The 15,059-nt window shown below is 67.1% G+C and carries 14 protein-coding genes; 9 read left to right on the top strand and 5 right to left on the bottom strand.

The genetic code is table 11. The annotated features are described in order from the left end of the window. Positions 1 to 91: 91 nt before the first annotated feature. Both G5B40_RS06030 and G5B40_RS06025 read left to right on the top strand, forming a co-directional pair. The gene (locus G5B40_RS06030) at positions 92 to 1,105 is read left to right on the top strand and encodes a TAXI family TRAP transporter solute-binding subunit (RefSeq protein WP_165096299.1); all 1,014 of its coding nucleotides are present in this window, start codon (positions 92 to 94) and stop codon (positions 1,103 to 1,105) included. Positions 1,106 to 1,166: 61 nt separating this feature from the next. Continuing rightward, positions 1,167 to 3,086 carry a TRAP transporter permease gene (locus tag G5B40_RS06025; RefSeq protein WP_165096296.1) on the top strand — a complete coding sequence of 640 codons (1,920 nt, stop codon included), beginning with the start codon at positions 1,167 to 1,169 and terminating at the stop codon, positions 3,084 to 3,086. Here G5B40_RS06025 and G5B40_RS06020 read toward each other — a convergent pair. From G5B40_RS06020 to G5B40_RS06000, 5 genes are all read right to left on the bottom strand, one after another. Next, entirely contained in the window at positions 3,074 to 3,970 is an 897-nt protein-coding gene (locus G5B40_RS06020; RefSeq protein ID WP_211907424.1) for an amidohydrolase family protein, read from the bottom strand. The two genes, G5B40_RS06025 and G5B40_RS06020, sit on opposite strands and share 13 nt — an antisense overlap. 57 nt (positions 3,971 to 4,027) lie before the next feature. Further along, positions 4,028 to 5,062, bottom strand: a complete 1,035-nt coding sequence (locus tag G5B40_RS06015; RefSeq protein ID WP_165096293.1) for a TRAP transporter substrate-binding protein — start codon at positions 5,060 to 5,062, stop codon at positions 4,028 to 4,030. A gap of 2 nt (positions 5,063 to 5,064) precedes the next feature. After that, positions 5,065 to 5,583, bottom strand: coding sequence for a TRAP transporter small permease (locus G5B40_RS06010; protein WP_165096290.1), 519 nt, complete (start codon positions 5,581 to 5,583; stop codon positions 5,065 to 5,067). Between the two features lie 10 nt (positions 5,584 to 5,593). Then, positions 5,594 to 6,880, bottom strand: coding sequence for a TRAP transporter large permease (locus G5B40_RS06005; RefSeq protein WP_165096288.1), 1,287 nt, complete (start codon positions 6,878 to 6,880; stop codon positions 5,594 to 5,596). Between the two features lie 350 nt (positions 6,881 to 7,230). Continuing rightward, positions 7,231 to 7,962, bottom strand: coding sequence for an IclR family transcriptional regulator (locus tag G5B40_RS06000; RefSeq protein WP_165096285.1), 732 nt, complete (start codon positions 7,960 to 7,962; stop codon positions 7,231 to 7,233). Between the two features lie 224 nt (positions 7,963 to 8,186). On the opposite strand from G5B40_RS06000, the gene G5B40_RS05995 reads away from it, so the two are divergent. The 7 genes from G5B40_RS05995 (at position 8,187) to G5B40_RS05965 (ending at position 15,055) form a co-directional block, all read left to right on the top strand. Beyond that, entirely contained in the window at positions 8,187 to 9,347 is a 1,161-nt protein-coding gene (locus G5B40_RS05995) for a CaiB/BaiF CoA transferase family protein (RefSeq protein ID WP_246209717.1), read from the top strand. After that, the gene (locus G5B40_RS05990) at positions 9,344 to 9,919 is read left to right on the top strand and encodes a TRAP transporter small permease (protein ID WP_165096279.1); all 576 of its coding nucleotides are present in this window, start codon (positions 9,344 to 9,346) and stop codon (positions 9,917 to 9,919) included. The genes G5B40_RS05995 and G5B40_RS05990 overlap by 4 nt, the downstream gene beginning before the upstream one ends. After that, positions 9,916 to 11,202: a TRAP transporter large permease gene (locus G5B40_RS05985; protein ID WP_165096277.1), complete on the top strand. Its 1,287-nt coding sequence runs from the start codon at positions 9,916 to 9,918 to the stop codon at positions 11,200 to 11,202. The genes G5B40_RS05990 and G5B40_RS05985 overlap by 4 nt, the downstream gene beginning before the upstream one ends. A gap of 26 nt (positions 11,203 to 11,228) precedes the next feature. After that, positions 11,229 to 12,233, top strand: coding sequence for a TRAP transporter substrate-binding protein (locus G5B40_RS05980; RefSeq protein WP_165096274.1), 1,005 nt, complete (start codon positions 11,229 to 11,231; stop codon positions 12,231 to 12,233). A gap of 206 nt (positions 12,234 to 12,439) precedes the next feature. Further along, positions 12,440 to 13,735 (top strand): MFS transporter, encoded by a 1,296-nt coding sequence (locus G5B40_RS05975; protein WP_165096271.1) that lies wholly within the window; start codon positions 12,440 to 12,442, stop codon positions 13,733 to 13,735. Continuing rightward, positions 13,732 to 14,190 (top strand): MaoC family dehydratase, encoded by a 459-nt coding sequence (locus G5B40_RS05970; protein WP_165096268.1) that lies wholly within the window; start codon positions 13,732 to 13,734, stop codon positions 14,188 to 14,190. Before G5B40_RS05975 ends, G5B40_RS05970 begins: the two co-directional genes overlap by 4 nt. Positions 14,191 to 14,260: 70 nt before the next feature. Continuing rightward, on the top strand, positions 14,261 to 15,055 hold the full coding sequence (locus G5B40_RS05965; RefSeq protein ID WP_165096265.1) for a helix-turn-helix domain-containing protein: 795 nt from the start codon (positions 14,261 to 14,263) through the stop codon (positions 15,053 to 15,055). Positions 15,056 to 15,059: the final 4 nt, after the last annotated feature.

Genomic DNA, 15,059 nt, shown 5'->3' with positions numbered 1-15,059 from the left:
TTAAGATTGTCGGCAATCCATATGTCAACCTTACCCGGCGCGATTCCGACAAGAGCAATAGATGGCGACTGACAACAAGGAGGAGAAAAGAATGCGTCTGAAATTCAAAATCCTGGGCCGGCCGGCCGTGAGGCTCGCGCTCGTGGCGGCGATGGCCGCGACCGCCGCGGACGGCGTCGCGGCGGAGCCGACCGTCGTCGACCATCTCACCGCGCCCGCCGGGATCGGCGAATATGAATGGTCGCTTGGGATCGCCCGGATTCTCGAGCAGAATTCGGAGACGCTGCGCAGCAAGCCGCAGCCGACGCAGGGCTATATCTACAATCTGCGCTACGCGATCGGCGCCGAGGACCGCACGAATCTCATCTTCAACTGCGATCCGGTCAGCCCCTGGCTGGCGGCGAACAATCAGCCGCCCTTTCAGGACGGGCTCGGCGATCTCGAGATCAGGGCGTTGATGAACGCGACCTGGCCGATCTGGATGCTGACGACCGCGGACGAGGACATCATGACGCCCGCGGATCTCAAGGGCCGCACCGTCGCGCTCGGCCCCAAGGCCGGCACCGCGACGGTGATGGCGGAGGAGACGCTGAAGGCGCTCGGCGTCTTCGACGAGGTGACGCTTCAGTATCTCTCTTTCGCCGACATCTTCTCCGGCCTTCTCGACGGCACAATCGATGTCGGGTTGACGCTGAGCTGGTATAACGCCGCCGACAACAAGGTCGGCGTCGTGCCCGGCGTTCTCAATCTCGAACAGTCGGGCAGGGGCTTTCACATCGTCCCCTGGACCGAGGCGGGGATGCGCAAGACCCATGACGAGATCGGCGTGCCCTATCACATCCTGACGGTTCCGGATGGCACGCTGCCGATCCAGGACGGCGACGTCATGCTCTACGCCAATCCCGACTTCGTCGCCGTCGACGCCACTTTCCCCGAGGACATGGCCTACGAATACGTCAGCCAGACCCTCGCGCATCTGGAGGAGATCAACGCCGCCGGCGGGCTTGGCGTCCTCTTCACGCCGGCGTTCCTGCCCTACGGGATCGAGGAGAAGCTCCATCCCGGCGCGCTCCGCGCCTATCGCGACGCCGGCCTGATCGAGTAATCCCGCCCGCCTGCCGCCGCGCCCTCCGGGCGCGGCGGACCCGCTCCGGAAAGGGAACGGCATGCGTTCAATAGCGGCCCGGCTTCTGACCGCGCTCGCGCTGGCGATGACGATTTATCAGCTCAGCGCCACGCAAACTCCTCTCCAGCCGTCGGTGCTGGTGCAGAACACCCATCTCGGCATTGCGCTTCAGCTCGTGCTGCTCGGCGCCGCGCTGGAGACCGAGAGCCGGTCGCGCCGCTGCTGGCTTCTGCTTGTGGCGCTGACGGCGTTCGGCTGCTCGCTCTATGTCCAGGTCAATTACGATGCGCTGATCGTGAATCAGGGCTTTCCGGGCCGTCTCGACGTCTGGGTCGGCCTCGCGCTGATGTTCGCGGTGCTGGAGGCGGCGCGCCAGCGCTGGGGCGCCGCCCTGCCGCTGATCGCGCTTGCCGCCGTCGTCTATAATTTCTGGGGCTACATGCTGCCGACTTCGGCCGCCGGCAGCCGCATCCCCTTCGACACCGTGGTCTCGAACCTCTCCATCGGGCTCTATAGCGGGCTCTACGGGCAGTTCATGGCGATCTCCGCCAATTTCATCTTTCTTTTCATGGTCTTCGGCGGGCTGCTGCAATCGCTGGACGGCAACCGCGCCTTCGTCGAGATCGGCAAGGCCGTGAGCCGCGCCTTTCCCGGCGGCGCCGGGCTGAGCGCTGTCGTCAGTTCCAGCCTCATGGGCACGGTGACCGGCGCCGCCGTCGCCAATGTCGCGATCACCGGCTCCTACACCATCCCGATCATGAAGCGCGAAGGATACGACGCCGCCACCGCCGGCGCGATCGAGGCCGCGGCCTCCACCGGCGGGCAACTGGTGCCGCCGGTGATGGGTTCCGTCGCCTTCATCATGGCCGCGATTCTCTCCGTCACCTATCTTGAAGTCGCCGCCGCGGCGGTCATCCCGGCGCTGCTCTTTTATCTGGCTCTGCTCGCAAGCGTCTATTTCAAGTCGCGCCGGCTCGGCATCGTCCGCCAGAACGTCGCGCCCGACCTGCGTGTCCTGGTCCGGTTCCTGCCTGTCTTCGTGATCCCGACCGGCGTCCTGGTCTACCTGCTCGTCAATCTCTACTCGGTCTCTTTCGCCGGGTTCTGGGCCATCGTGACGCTGGCCGCGACCCGGCTGGTGATGATCCCGGTGAATCTCGCGCTGAGCCGTCCGGCGCGCCCGCTGGCTGCGCTGGCGCAGGAATTGCGCGCCTTCACCCTGAAGCTGCTCGACGGCATGGCCGCCGGCGCGAAGATGGGCGCCGGCATCGCCGTCATCATCGGGGCCATCGGTCTTCTGGCCGAATCCGTCACCGCGACCGGCGCCGCGGTGCCGCTCGGCTCCGCCATCGACCTCCTCTCGGGCGGCTCGATGCTGGTCGCGCTGGCGCTGACGGCTGTGATGTGCGTGCTGCTCGGCGCCGGGATACCGACCGTCGGCGCCTATGTGCTGGTCAGCGCCATCGCCGGGCCGATCGTGGTCGAGAGCGGGGTCGATCTCTTCACCGCGAATTTCTTCATTCTCTATTTCGCGGTGATGTCCTCGGTCACGCCGCCGGTGGCGGCGGCCGCGCTCGCCGCGAGCGCGATCTCCGGCGCGCCCTATTTCCGCACCGCGTGGGAGGCGACGCGCCTCTGCCTCATGCTCTACATCCTGCCCTTCCTGCTGGTCTACAATGGCGGGTTGCTGATGCGGGGCGATGCGCCCGGCGATGCGCTCGCGGCCGGGCTCGCCGCGGCCGCCGCCGCCATTCTGCTGGCCGGCGCGACGCAGGGCTTCTGGATCACTGCGGGAAAGCCATGGGAGCGCGCCTGTCTCGCCGCCGGCGCGGCCGCGATGATCGCGGCGATCACCGGCTTCGGCGCGGTCTGGATGCTGGCGGCGCTGGCGCTCGCGGCGGCGCCGACGCTGGCCCAATTGACGCGCCGGCGGGAGGAGGCGGGGGTTCAGACGCGGTAAACCCGTTCCGCCGTCTCCGAGAACATCATCCGCCGTTCATCATCCGAGAAATCCGCCGTGAGCGTGTCATACGCCCGCCAGAGCCGGCGATAATCGCTCATCAGCCGGTCGACCGGAAAGTTGGAGCCGAACATCGCGCGCTCCGGGCCGAACCGGTCGATGCAGTGGAGAACGAAAGGCCGGATGCTCTCTTCAGTCCAGTGCAGGTCGACCATGCCGAAGCCGCTCAGCTTTACGTTGATGTTGGGCGCGTCGGAAAGGCGCGCGATTCCCTCGCGCCACGCCGCGATGTTCTCCGCGTCGCGCTCCGCCGGCATGCCGATATGATCGAGCACGATGACGAGATCGGGATTGAGCCGCGCCAGCTCGAATAGATCCGCCATCTGGTGATGGTAGACCTGCGCGTCGAAGGAAAGCCCGCGCGCCGCCAGGCGGCCCGCCATCCGCCGCCACACAGGATCAGCCAGATAGTCGGCCGGGGCCCGGTTCAGCTTCGGGTCGGGGTGACGGTTCAGCACCTGCCGCACGCCGCGCATACGCGGAAATTCCTGGTGCGCGTCCAGCACGCGCTCCGCGTCCGGGGCGGAAAGGTCCGCGAAGGCGACGACGCCATGCGGCAGCCCGCGCGACGCCGGGTCCTCCGCCACCTCATGCAGCCAGCGGGTCTCTCCCACCGGGTCGGTCGGGTCGAAATTCGCCTGCACATGCACCGATTTCACCAGCGGCAGCCCCGCCGCGTCGGCCAGAAGATCGGCCGCGAGATAGGATTTGCGCAGCGCCGACCAGTCGCCCCAACCGCGGTCGTGGTCGGTCTCCCGCAGCCAGGGGTAATGGTTGCGCTCGACATCCCAGAGATGATGGTGCGAATCGACGAAAGCGATCATGCGCCCGGTTCCTCCTGTGCCGAGTTGCGGCGGGGGCGCGCCGGCCCCCGCCGGGTTTCAGAGCGCGCCCGCGGCTTCGAGATCCGCGATCAGCTTGTCGAGCTGTTGCTCGCTCAGGATGCGCCGCGCCAGCTCGGGGTCGTAGGCGCCCTTGACCGCGACCCAGGCCTCGCGCGCGCCCTCGCGCCAGAGGTCCATCTCCGCCTCTGTCGGTTGATAGACCGCGACCTTGCCCTCCATCGCCGTCACGGCGGAGGTCTGCCAGGCCAGATCGTAATCGAAAGCGGCGGCCTGCACGTCCGCGCCGGCCTTGTCGATCGCCGCGCGCGCCCAGTCGGGCAGGGCGTCATAACGCGCTTGGCTCATCAGGATGGGATGCGCGCTCCAGGCGGCGCCGACCTCGGTGATGTTGCTGACCACCTCGTAGAACTTGCCGGCGGCGGTGAACGGGTCCTGCAGATACATCCCCTGCACGACGCCCGATTGCAGCCCCTCGTAGAGCGAGGACCAGTCATAGGGAATCGGCGCGGCGCCCCAGGCCTTCACCAGATTGAACTCGGTCGGGCTCTTGGTGACGCGGATCTTCAGGCCGTTGAGATCGGCGGGAACCCGCACCTCCCGTTCCGTGTTCACGACATTGCGGAACCCGCCGACCGGGATTAGCGCCAGCATGTGCATCCCCATGTCGGCCGTCGCCCGGGTCGACAGTTCTTCGGCAAGCCAGCCATTCAGCATCGCGCTCGCGGCGTCCTGATCGCGAAAGAGGAACGGCAGATTGATGATGTCGAACGTGGTCCCGAACGCGCCGACATTGCCGCTGGAGACGGAGGCGATGTCGATCTGGCCGAGGCCGACCTGCTCGACGCAGGCCTGCTCGCTGCAAAGTGAGCCGCCGCCATGGACGACGACGTCGATGCGGCCGTCGGAATATTCCTCGATCTTCGGCTTCAGAACCTCGTTGATGACCTTGCCGAGCGACCAGCTCGGCTGCGCGGCGGTGCCGAGCTGAAGCGTGATCTTGTCCTGCGCCGAGGTGGCGCAGGAGAGGCCGGCCAGAAGTGCGGCGGCGGTGAGAATCATGCGGGTCGTCATCGTCATTCCTCCTGTTGCGGTTGCTCTTCTTCACTTTGCGAGGTGGGCCCGATCAGGCCCAGATGTTCGGCGATGGTCAGCGCCGAGGCCAGAAAAACCAGTACGCCGGCGATCGGCAGGATCATCATCGGATAGGATTTCGGCAGGTTCCCGAGCTCCCAATAGGCGCCCATGATCCGGTCGGCGGCCGCGAACCCCCAGATCGCCATCAGCGCGCCGACCAGGGCGAAGAGGATGAGCCAGAGGAGCCGCGCCGCGTTCACCAGACGCTCAGGCAAGAGCCCGTAGAGCGACTCGATCGCGAAGGCGGTCCGCGCCCTGACCGCCATCGCGAAGGCCAGCATCACCAGCCAGATATTCGCGAACAGCGTCAGCGTGTCGCCCCAGAACGGGGGCGCCAGGAACACCGTCCGCATCACCACCGTGTAGATGGTGAAGAGGACCATCGCCGCGAGCAAGAGCCCGCAGAGGATGGAGAGGCCCCGCGTCAGCAGAAGATCGAGAATCCTGACCGCCTTCATCGCGCCGCCTTCACAAGAGGCCCAGCACGCGCGGCAGCGCGAGCGTGAGAGGCGAGAGCGCGAGGATAAGCACGAGTACGAACAACTCGATGGCGAGGAACGGCAGCAGCGCGACCGCGACGCGCCCCAGATTCGCGCCCGCGATCGCGCTCGCGGTGAAATAGCAGACCCCGACGGGCGGCGTGACGATGCCGAGGAGGAACCCCACCACGACCACGATCGCCGCCTGCACGGGCGCGAACCCGGCGGCGACGCAGTTCGCGACCAGCATCGGGCCGAGAACGATGATGTTCGCGGTGGCGTCCATGAACATTCCCGCGACGAGGATCAGCGCCAGGAGCGCCGCGCCGAACAGGACCGGCGTCCCGGCCATTCCGCCGAGCCACCCGTCGAGCGCCGTCAGCGTCCCGATCCGCGTCAACAGCCAAGAGAACGGGCCCGCCGCCGCGATGATGATGAAGACCGAAGCGCTGAGTTTCAGCGTCCGATCGAAAGCCGCAAGAAGGTCGCGCAAGCTCAGCGAGCGATAGACGACGGCGCCGACGAACAGCGCCACCGCGGCGGTGATCGCCCCGGCCTCGACCGAGCTGAACCAGCCGCCGAAAATCCCCGCCACCAGAACGACCGGGATCATCAGCGCGAAGGCGGCGCCTCGGAACGCGCGGAGCGCGCCGGCGATGGTGAAGGGCCGGTCGCCCCGCTCGTAGCCGCGTAGCGCCGCGATCGCCCAGCACGCCATCATCAGCAAGAAACCGATCAGCAACCCCGGAACGACCCCCCCCGCGAAGAGCGCGCCGACCGAGAGATTGGCCCCGCTGGCCAGAATGATCATCGCGATGCTGGGCGGAATTATGCCACCGATGGTGGAGCCGATGGCTGTGATCGCTGCCGAAAACTCAGCGCTGTAGCCGCGTTTCTTCATCTGTGGAATCATGATCGTGCCAATGGTCGCCGTGTCGGCGACGGCGGAGCCGTTCATGCCGGCGAAGAACATGCTGGCCACCACGTTCACCTGCGCCAGCCCTCCGCGCATCCGCCCGACGATGACGCTGCTCAGCCGCAGGATCCGCTCGGTCACGGTCGAGCTGTTCATGAGCTCGCCGGTCAGCATGAAAAACGGGATCGCGACCAGCGGAAACTTCGCCAGCGCCTCGTACATCTGGTGCGGAACGGTCAGAAGCGGCGCCGCGCCGGTGGCGAGGATATAGACCACCGGCAGGACGATCATCGCCAGCGCGATCGGCGCGCCGATCAGGATCAGCAGCATCAGCCCGGCGATCAGCAGGACACTATCCATCGGATCAGGCGCCGTCGCGCACGAGCCGAAGCATGCGCGCGGCTGAAAGTGTCCTCCTCGCGCGATTCCACATCGCTCCACCTCCCCATGGCCCGACGCCGTCTCCGGTGGCTTTCAGGCCCGCGCCCACCCCCACTTCGGAAGGCTCGTACGACACCGCAAGGGGAAACATTGATCCACAAATTAGTAATGTCAACATTGTTGGCGCGGCTGCGAGCGCGCTCTTCGCATCCGGCGGCGCTCCTGGCGCCAATGGGAGCGTTGCGGCGTGCGGACTTTCATGCGCGGATATCGAGGGACCGCGAGTCACCGGATCGGCCGGATCGCTTCGCGATGACGGCGGCGCTCTTTCAGGCAGGGGTCAGCGCCGCGAGTGCGTCGATCAAGTATTTCGCCGTCTCCTCCATCCGGTCGCCGACGCGAAAGAGCGGGCCGGCCACGGTGACCGCAAAGATGCGCCCCGCCATCGCCACGGGCGCCGCAACGCCGCCGAGATCGGCGCTATAGTTGGAGGCGCTGGCGAACCAGCCGCGGGCTTTCCCCTCTTCAAGGCCTTTCAAGACTTCGGCCCGCGTCATCGGCGTTCCCGCGCCGTAGCGCACATAGTCGGCCTTGCGTAGAATCACGTCGACATCGCGCGACGGCATCTGCGCGAGCAACGCCTGACCGGACGCCGTGGCGTGGATCGGCACGCGGTCGCCCGGCCGCGCCGCGTAGCGCACCGGCGCCCGGCTCTCGACGACATGGAGCATGACGGCGTGGAGCCCGCTGGGCGCCGAGATCCAGACGGTCTCGCCAGTGCCTTCGGCCAGGTCGTGGATCAGGCCGGTCAGCGCCTCGGGGATCGGCTCCGCCTCCGCGATCTCCTGGGCGAGTTGAAGCCAGCGCGGCGTGGGGTAGAACCCGGCGCGCGCCCGCGGTTCGTAGAGAAAGCCGGCGTTGGAGAGTGTGGTCAGGATGTTGTAGGTGCTGGATCTGGGCCAGCCGAACGCTGCGGAGATCTCCGCCAGCGTCGCCGGCGCTTTCTTCTCCGCGAAGAACTCCAGCAACCTCAGAACGTTCCGGGCCTGGCGGACGATCATCCAACCGTTCCTCCCCCATGCGCGCGCCGCCGCGCGCCTCCCGCCGATGCGGCGTTCCGCCCGCTTCGCGCGTCGCTTTCACATTGACGGCGAGATAGCGCGTATAGGAGTATCCAGACACGTGCAATAATTGTCCATATATATGGACAAAATGATAAGCTGGAGGATACGCGGGGATGGGCCCTCTCGACGGACTTCGCGTCGTGGACATGACGAGTGTTCTCATGGGTCCCCACGCGACCCAGATTCTGGGCGATTTCGGCGCCGACGTGGTCAAGGTCGAGGCGCCGGATGGCGACCTCGTCCGGCAGATCGGACCGGCGCGAAACAAGGGCATGGGCCCGATGTTCCTCAACGTGAACCGCTCGAAACGCTCGATCTCGCTGGACCTCAAAAAGGAAGAGGGACGCGCCGCGCTTCTTCGCCTCGTCGCCGGCGCGGATATTCTGGCCTACAACATCCGTCCGCAGGCGATGGCGCGACTGGGCCTCTCCGCCGCGGAGATCGCGCGCGTCAACCCGCGCATCATTCAGGCGGCGATGGTCGGGCACGGGCAGGACGGGCCCTACGCCGCGCGCCCGGCCTATGACGACCTCATTCAGGGGGGCGCCTGCCTTCCCTATCTTTACGCCCGCGTGACCGGGGGCCGACCGTCCTACGTTCCGACGGCGATTGCTGACCGCATCGTAGGACTGGCGTCGGTGAACGCGATCCTCGCCGCGGTGGTGGAGCGGGAACGCTCAGGCGAAGGCCAGCTTGTCGAAATTCCGATGTTCGAGACGATGGTGAGCATGGTCATGGCCGATCATCTCGGCGGGCTGACCTTCCAGCCGCCGCTCGACGAGGGCGGGTATCCGCGCCATCTTGCGCCCGACCGGCGCCCCTATGCGACGAAGGACGGCCATGTCTGCGCGCTGATCTACAATGACGGCCACTGGCGGCGGTTCTTCGCCGCGATCGGCCGGCCCGAGATGCCCGACGCCGATCCGCGCTACGTGAATTTCGCCGCCCGGATGGCCCATATCGACGAGGTTTACGCGGAACTGGGCGAAATATTCCTGACCCGGACGACGGCGGAGTGGCTCACGCTTCTACAGGAGGCCGACATCCCCGCGATGCCGATGCATGATTTCGAGTCCGTCCTCGCTGATCCGCATCTCGATGCGGTGGATTTCTTCGCGGAGGTGGATCATCCGACCGAGGGGCGCATCCGCTCCATGGCGATTCCGGCGAAGTTCTCGCGCAGCGAGGCGGCGCCGACGCGCCTCGCGCCGAGGCAGGGCGAGCAGGGGGTGGAGATCCTGGCCGAAGCCGGTTACGCCGCCGAGGAGATCGAAGCGCTGATCGCCGCCGGCGCGCTGATCGCGCCGGAGAGCGGTCGATGAGCGGCGCGGCGCGACGCGACCCTGTCTCGCGCGCGCTGGGCGCTCTGGAGGTGGCGCTGGCCGCGGTCGCCGGCGTGGCGATGGCGCTGATCATGGTGATCGTCGCGGTCGACGTCGCGATGCGCTACTTCTTCAACGCGCCGCTCGGCTGGTCCTACGGCCTGATCGGCATCTATCTTGTCGTCGCGGTATTCTTCCTCTCGCTCTCCGACACGATGCGGGCCCATGGCCATATCGCGCTCGACGTGGCGCGACCGCTTTTGCCCCGCTCCATCCGCCATCTTGGCCTCTTCCTCGGCTACGGGATCTCCGCGCCCTTCATCGGGCTGATCGCCTGGCTCGCGCTCGAGCAGGCGATCTCCGCGTGGGTCGGCGACGACCGCATCGCCGCCACCGTGCCCTGGCCGACATGGCCCGCGTATGCGCTGGTCGCCGTCGGCGCCGCCGCCCTCGCGCTGCGGATACTATGGCGGGCGTTCGGCCACGCCGCCGCGCTCGCGACGGGGCGGGAACTGGCCGACGAGCCGCCCGCCTCCGCCATGTCGGATCATGCCGCGGAGCATGGCGAATGAGCGTCGTCATCGTTCTGGTTCTTCTCGTCGTCTTTCTGATCGTCGGGCTTCCGGTCGCGCTCGCCATGGGCGTCTCCGGGGCGGTCGGACTCTATCTTTTCGGCGGCCAGCCGGTGCTGGAGGGAATTCTCAAGACGACGCCGCTATCCACCGCCAACGACTACGAGATCATCACCATCCCGATGTTCATCCTGATGGCGGAGTTCGTCATCATTTCGGGCGTCGCGAACGACCTCTTCCGCGCCGCGACGATCTGGGTCGGGCGGCTCCGGGGCGGCGTGGCGATGGGCGCCGCCCTCGCCGGGGCGGGGTTCGGGGCGATCTCCGGCTCCTCCACGGCGGCGGCCGCGACCCTCGCCTCCACCTCGATCCCGGCGATGCTGGAGCAGGGGTACGATCCGAAGGTCGCGGGCGGCGTCGTCGCCATCTCCGGCACGCTGTCGATGCTTATCCCGCCCTCGATCGCGCTCATCCTCTACGGGATCATCGCCGACATCCCGATCTCGGCGCTGCTCATCGGCGGGGTGGTTCCGGGCCTGATGGTGACGATGACCATCATGCTCACCATCGCGGTCATCGTCCGGCTCGACCCGTCGGCGGCGCCCAAGGGCAGGCCCCACACGATGCGTGAGAAATTCGCGTCACTCAGTCGCGTCGGGCCGATGGTGATCCTGTTCTTCGCCGTCACCGGGACGATCTATACCGGGATCGCGACGCCGACCGAAGCATCGGGCCTCGGCGCGTTCTTCGCCATGTTGATCGCGATCTCCGAGAGGCGACTCACGCTCCGCCTCGCCGCGCATGCGCTCCGCTCCGCCGCGCAGACCAGCTGCATGATCCTCTTCATCATCCTCGGCGCGCATGTTTTCGGCTATTTCTTCACCCTCACGCGCGTCACCAACGACATCACCCAATGGGTCGGCGCGCTGGAGATGTCCCGCTGGGCGATCCTCTGCTTCATCCTGATCGGCTACCTGATCCTCGGCTTCTTCATGGACCAGATCGCGATCCTGATCCTGACAGTGCCGGTCGTGCTGCCGCTGATCCTGCAACTGGGGTTCGATCCGGTGTGGTTCGGCGTCCTCGTCGTCGTCACCGCCGAGGTGGGTATGGTGACGCCGCCATTGGGGCTGAACGTCTTCGTCGTCGCGCGCTACACGGGGCGCCCGCTGGGGGAGCTTTTTCGCGGCGTGATGCCCCATGTCTGGGCGCATCTCGTCGTCATAGCGCTGCTCGCGGCCTTTCCCGCGATCATCCTGTGGCTTCCATCCACAATGAACTGAACCAGAACGACATGGAGAAGAAATCAATGAGAACGACTGCATTCGTCGCCGGCGCGGCGCTGATCTTGACCGCGGCTGGCCCCGCGCTCTCGGCGGAGTCGATCCGCGTCGCGGACAGCTTTCCCGTGGGTCACTATATCGCCGAGAACCTCCTCAAGCCCTTCATGGACGAGGTGACGGAGAAAACCGGGACCGAGTTTGAATATTTCCCCGCCCAGCAACTCGGCAAGGCGAAGGACATGCTCAACCTCACCCAGACCGGCGTCGCCGATATCGGCTATGTCGGCGCCTCATATGTCAGCGACAAGCTGCCGCTTTCCTCGGTCGGCGAGCTGCCGGAGGCCTTCACCACCGCCTGCGAAGGCACCATGGCCTTCTGGGAGATCGCGAAGCCCGGCGGCGTCCTCGATCAGGCGGAATACGCGCCGAACGGGGTGCGCGTGCTGATGGTGCTGGTTCTCTCACCCTATCAGATGTTCTCGACAAAAGAGATCACCGGCCTCGACAGCTTCAAGGGGTTGAAGATCCGCTCCACCGGCGGCGCGAAGGAAATCGCGATCAACAAGCTCGGCGGCGTGCCGGTGCAGATGGCGGCGCCCGAAGCGCGTGAGGCGCTGTCGCGCGGAACCGTCGACGCCATCGTCTTCCCGTATTCGAGCGTGCTTCCCTATGATCTCACGCCGCATCTCAGCTACGCCACGCACGGGCTCAACTTCGGCTCCTTCGTTGCGACGTACATGATTTCGGAGGCGAAATGGAACGCGCTCTCGCCTGAAATGCAGGCCGTGCTGAGCGATGCGGGAGAGAACGCGAACCGCACCGCCTGCGAGGCGGCCGAACGGCTGGCGGGTGAAGACAAGGCGACCATCGCGGCCGGTGGTGTCGAGTTCGTCGACTTCCCCGAAGCCGACGCCGAGAAGCTGGAAGCGATGATGGCTGAGGTCAGCGCCGAATGGGCGGCCGAGCAGGACGGTTTCGGCCGCCCCGGGACCGATGTTCTGAACGCCTTCCGCGACGCCCTGAAGAAATGACCGGTCTCGCCGCGCCCCGACCGGGGCGCGGCGAAGCCCGGACAAGACGAGCAAGTCGGGAAAGACCCCATGAATTTGCGCGCTTGCGTCGGCGCCGAGATCCCGCGCGCTTTCAGGGAGGCGCTGACGGCGCAGTGATGCCGCATACCGGCCGCGCGGCAGCAGCGGCGGCCCGGTGAAGGAAGGAAACGGGCCACCCCCGCGCCATGAGTCATAGTGACGCCAGACCACTCGCCGAGCCGGGCGAGATGACGCGCATGGCCGCTCTGGTCGTCGCGACGGCATTTATCTTCAACTTCATAATGAGGGGCTTCGCCGACGCCTTCATGGTGTTCGTCCTGCCGCTCGAAACCGAGTTCGGCTGGACCCGGTCCGACATAACGACTGCCTATTCGATCTATCTCATCGTGACCGGGCTGATGTCGCCGCTCGCGGGCATGGCGCTGGACCGGTTCGGCCCGCGCGCGACCTATGGCGCGGGCGTTCTCTTTCTCGTGGCGGCGATGCGCGCCGCCGCCTCGGCCGAGGCGCTCTGGCATGTCTATCTCTCCATCGGCGTCCTCTGCGGGCTGTCGGCCTCGCTTCTCGGCATGGTGCCGGCGGCGGCGCTGATCGGCCGCTGGTGCGACCGCAACATGAGTATCGCCGTGGCGATCGCGTATTCCGGCATGGGGCTTGGCATCCTCGCCATGGCCCCGGTCGCGCAGATCATGATCGACGCGTGGGGCTGGCGCGCGGCGTGGCGCGCGCTTTCCGTCGGGGCGCTCTTCGCGCTGCCGTTGCTGGTCCTCCTGCCATGGCGGCGGATTGGCGCGGGGCGGACGGGCGTCACCCCTCGCGCGCGCGGCGTCATGCAGGCCGCTCCGGCGTCCGGATTCAGCGTCCGCGCCGCGCTCCGCACGCGGGAGTTCTGGCTGCTCGCGCAGGTTTTCTTCTTCACCGCCTGCGCGGTCTACTCCATCACCATCCAAGCGGTGCCCTATCTCATCGAGAACGGCTACGCCCCGCTCGACGCCGCCTTCGCCTACGGCTCCACCGGGCTGCTCTCGATTTGCGGGATGCTGACCGCCGGCGCGCTCGCGGCGCGGATCGGGTTCAGGGTCACGGCGACGATCTCCTTCACCGGGACGCTGATCGGAACGCTCGCGCTTTTCTCCTTCCCGCTCTGGCCGGGCGTGCTTCCGGTCGCGCTATGGGCGCTCGCGTTCGGCTCCTGCCAGGGGGCGCGCGGTCCGATCGTCTCCACGCTCACGGCGCGGATCTTCGCAGGCGGGTCGGTCGGCGCGATCTTTGGCGGTGTTTACATGACCATGTCCTTCGGCTCCGCCGCCGGCGCATGGATATCCGGCGCATTGCACGACGTTACAGGTGGTTATCAGGCAGCCTTTATCTTTTCGATCATCTGTGTCGCGTTCGCGGCCGCGCCGTTCTGGGCGTCGCGGCGCCTGGCTTCACCCACCCAACTTGGCGCCTCCGCCGCAGCAAGAGGAGATCCCGCATGAAACTTCTCGGAGAAGGCTTCCGCTGGACGGAGCTTGCGGTCGGGGACCGGTTCAAGACCTTCGGGCGCACGATCACCGAAACCGACATCGTGAATTTCGTGACCCTCGCCGGCATGCTGGAATCGCTGTTCATGGATTCCGAATACCGGAAGGCGCATTCCGCCATTCCGGGCCGCCCCGCGCCCGGCGCGCTGGTCTACGCCATCGCCGAGGGCCTGTCGTTGAACGCCACGGCGCAGGGCACCGGTCTGGCCTTTCTCAACATGGAGCTGAACGTGAACGGCCCGGTCCTCGAGGGCGACACGATCCATGTCGAGATCGAGGTGACCGAGATCCGGCCTGCGTCGAAGGGCGGGCGCGGGCTGGTGCGGACGTGCAATGAGGTGGTCAACCAGCGCGGCGAAGTGGTCATGACATACACGCCGCTCCGGCTCATGGCCGGGCCGGGGGCCTGAGCGCAGATTTCACTGTGCGAAGCGGCGTTTCAATGCGATCATCGCCCCAGCCAAGACCGCGGGGCGCGCCATGCCGTCATACAAACCCGTCAACGCGCTCCTTCGCGGGCTGGAGGTGCTACGTTGCGTCAGCCGCATGGGGCTCGCCACCGTCCGCGCCCTCCATGAGGAGACCGGCGTCGACAAGGCGACCATCGTGCGGATGCTGGAGACGTTGATCCACGCCGGTTACGTCAGGCGCGACAAGGACGAGGGGGGCTACCGCGTGGCCGGGCTGGTACTGGAACTGAGCCTCGGTTTCGACCGGCTCCGCGTGGCGGCTGATCTTGCGGCGCCGGTGCTGGCGCGCTTCCGGGCGGAGATTGGCTGGCCTTCGGATTTCGCGCTCCGCGACGGCGACGCGATGATCGTCGCGGAAACCTCGCGCGAGCCGGGGCCGATGTTCCTGAACCGCAGGCCCGGCTTTCGCGCCCCGATCCTGCCGACCTCGATCGGGCGGGCCTATCTCGCCAGTTGCCCGGCCGAGGAGCGCGCCGAGATCGTCGCGCGTCTGCGCGCCCGCCCGGAAGGCGGGCCGTCCGACGCGGCGATCGCCGCGCTGCTGCGTCAGGTTCGCCGCGCCGGCTGCGCCGAGATGGACGAGGCGTATAGCCAGGCCGAGTACGCCGGCCTCACCAGCGCGCTCGCGGTTCCGGTGATGGGCGGGAACGGGCGCGCGCATGGCGCGCTCAACGTCATGTATCTTCGCAACGCCATGAGCGCCGATCGCGCGCGGCGCGAACTGCCGCCCCGGCTCCGCGCCGCCGCAAGCGAACTTGCGGCGGCCTTTCGCGATGGCGGATTGCCGGCGGGCGGCGAGGGGTGAGCGC

It is taken from the genome of Pikeienuella piscinae, from assembly GCF_011044155.1.
Lineage (GTDB): Bacteria > Pseudomonadota > Alphaproteobacteria > Rhodobacterales > Rhodobacteraceae > Pikeienuella > Pikeienuella piscinae.
Note: the sequence above shows the minus strand (reverse complement) of the source record. Positions and strands in the feature narration are given on the sequence as shown.

Bases quoted from the DNA above. Each gene is read 5' to 3' on its own strand.
- G5B40_RS05985 (WP_165096277.1), top strand. From the start codon at position 9,916: ATGAGCGTCGTCATCGTTCTGGTTCTTCTCGTCGTCTTTCTGATCGTC.
- G5B40_RS06000 (WP_165096285.1), bottom strand. From the start codon at position 7,962: ATGATCGTCCGCCAGGCCCGGAACGTTCTGAGGTTGCTGGAGTTCTTC.
- G5B40_RS06020 (WP_211907424.1), bottom strand. From the start codon at position 3,970: ATGATCGCTTTCGTCGATTCGCACCATCATCTCTGGGATGTCGAGCGC.
- G5B40_RS05970 (WP_165096268.1), top strand. From the start codon at position 13,732: ATGAAACTTCTCGGAGAAGGCTTCCGCTGGACGGAGCTTGCGGTCGGG.
- G5B40_RS06015 (WP_165096293.1), bottom strand. From the start codon at position 5,062: ATGACGACCCGCATGATTCTCACCGCCGCCGCACTTCTGGCCGGCCTC.
- G5B40_RS06025 (WP_165096296.1), top strand. From the start codon at position 1,167: ATGCGTTCAATAGCGGCCCGGCTTCTGACCGCGCTCGCGCTGGCGATG.
- G5B40_RS05990 (WP_165096279.1), top strand. From the start codon at position 9,344: ATGAGCGGCGCGGCGCGACGCGACCCTGTCTCGCGCGCGCTGGGCGCT.
- G5B40_RS05980 (WP_165096274.1), top strand. From the start codon at position 11,229: ATGAGAACGACTGCATTCGTCGCCGGCGCGGCGCTGATCTTGACCGCG.
- G5B40_RS05965 (WP_165096265.1), top strand. From the start codon at position 14,261: ATGCCGTCATACAAACCCGTCAACGCGCTCCTTCGCGGGCTGGAGGTG.
- G5B40_RS06010 (WP_165096290.1), bottom strand. From the start codon at position 5,583: ATGAAGGCGGTCAGGATTCTCGATCTTCTGCTGACGCGGGGCCTCTCC.
- G5B40_RS06005 (WP_165096288.1), bottom strand. From the start codon at position 6,880: ATGGATAGTGTCCTGCTGATCGCCGGGCTGATGCTGCTGATCCTGATC.
- G5B40_RS05995 (WP_246209717.1), top strand. From the start codon at position 8,187: ATGGGTCCCCACGCGACCCAGATTCTGGGCGATTTCGGCGCCGACGTG.
- G5B40_RS05975 (WP_165096271.1), top strand. From the start codon at position 12,440: ATGAGTCATAGTGACGCCAGACCACTCGCCGAGCCGGGCGAGATGACG.
- G5B40_RS06030 (WP_165096299.1), top strand. From the start codon at position 92: ATGCGTCTGAAATTCAAAATCCTGGGCCGGCCGGCCGTGAGGCTCGCG.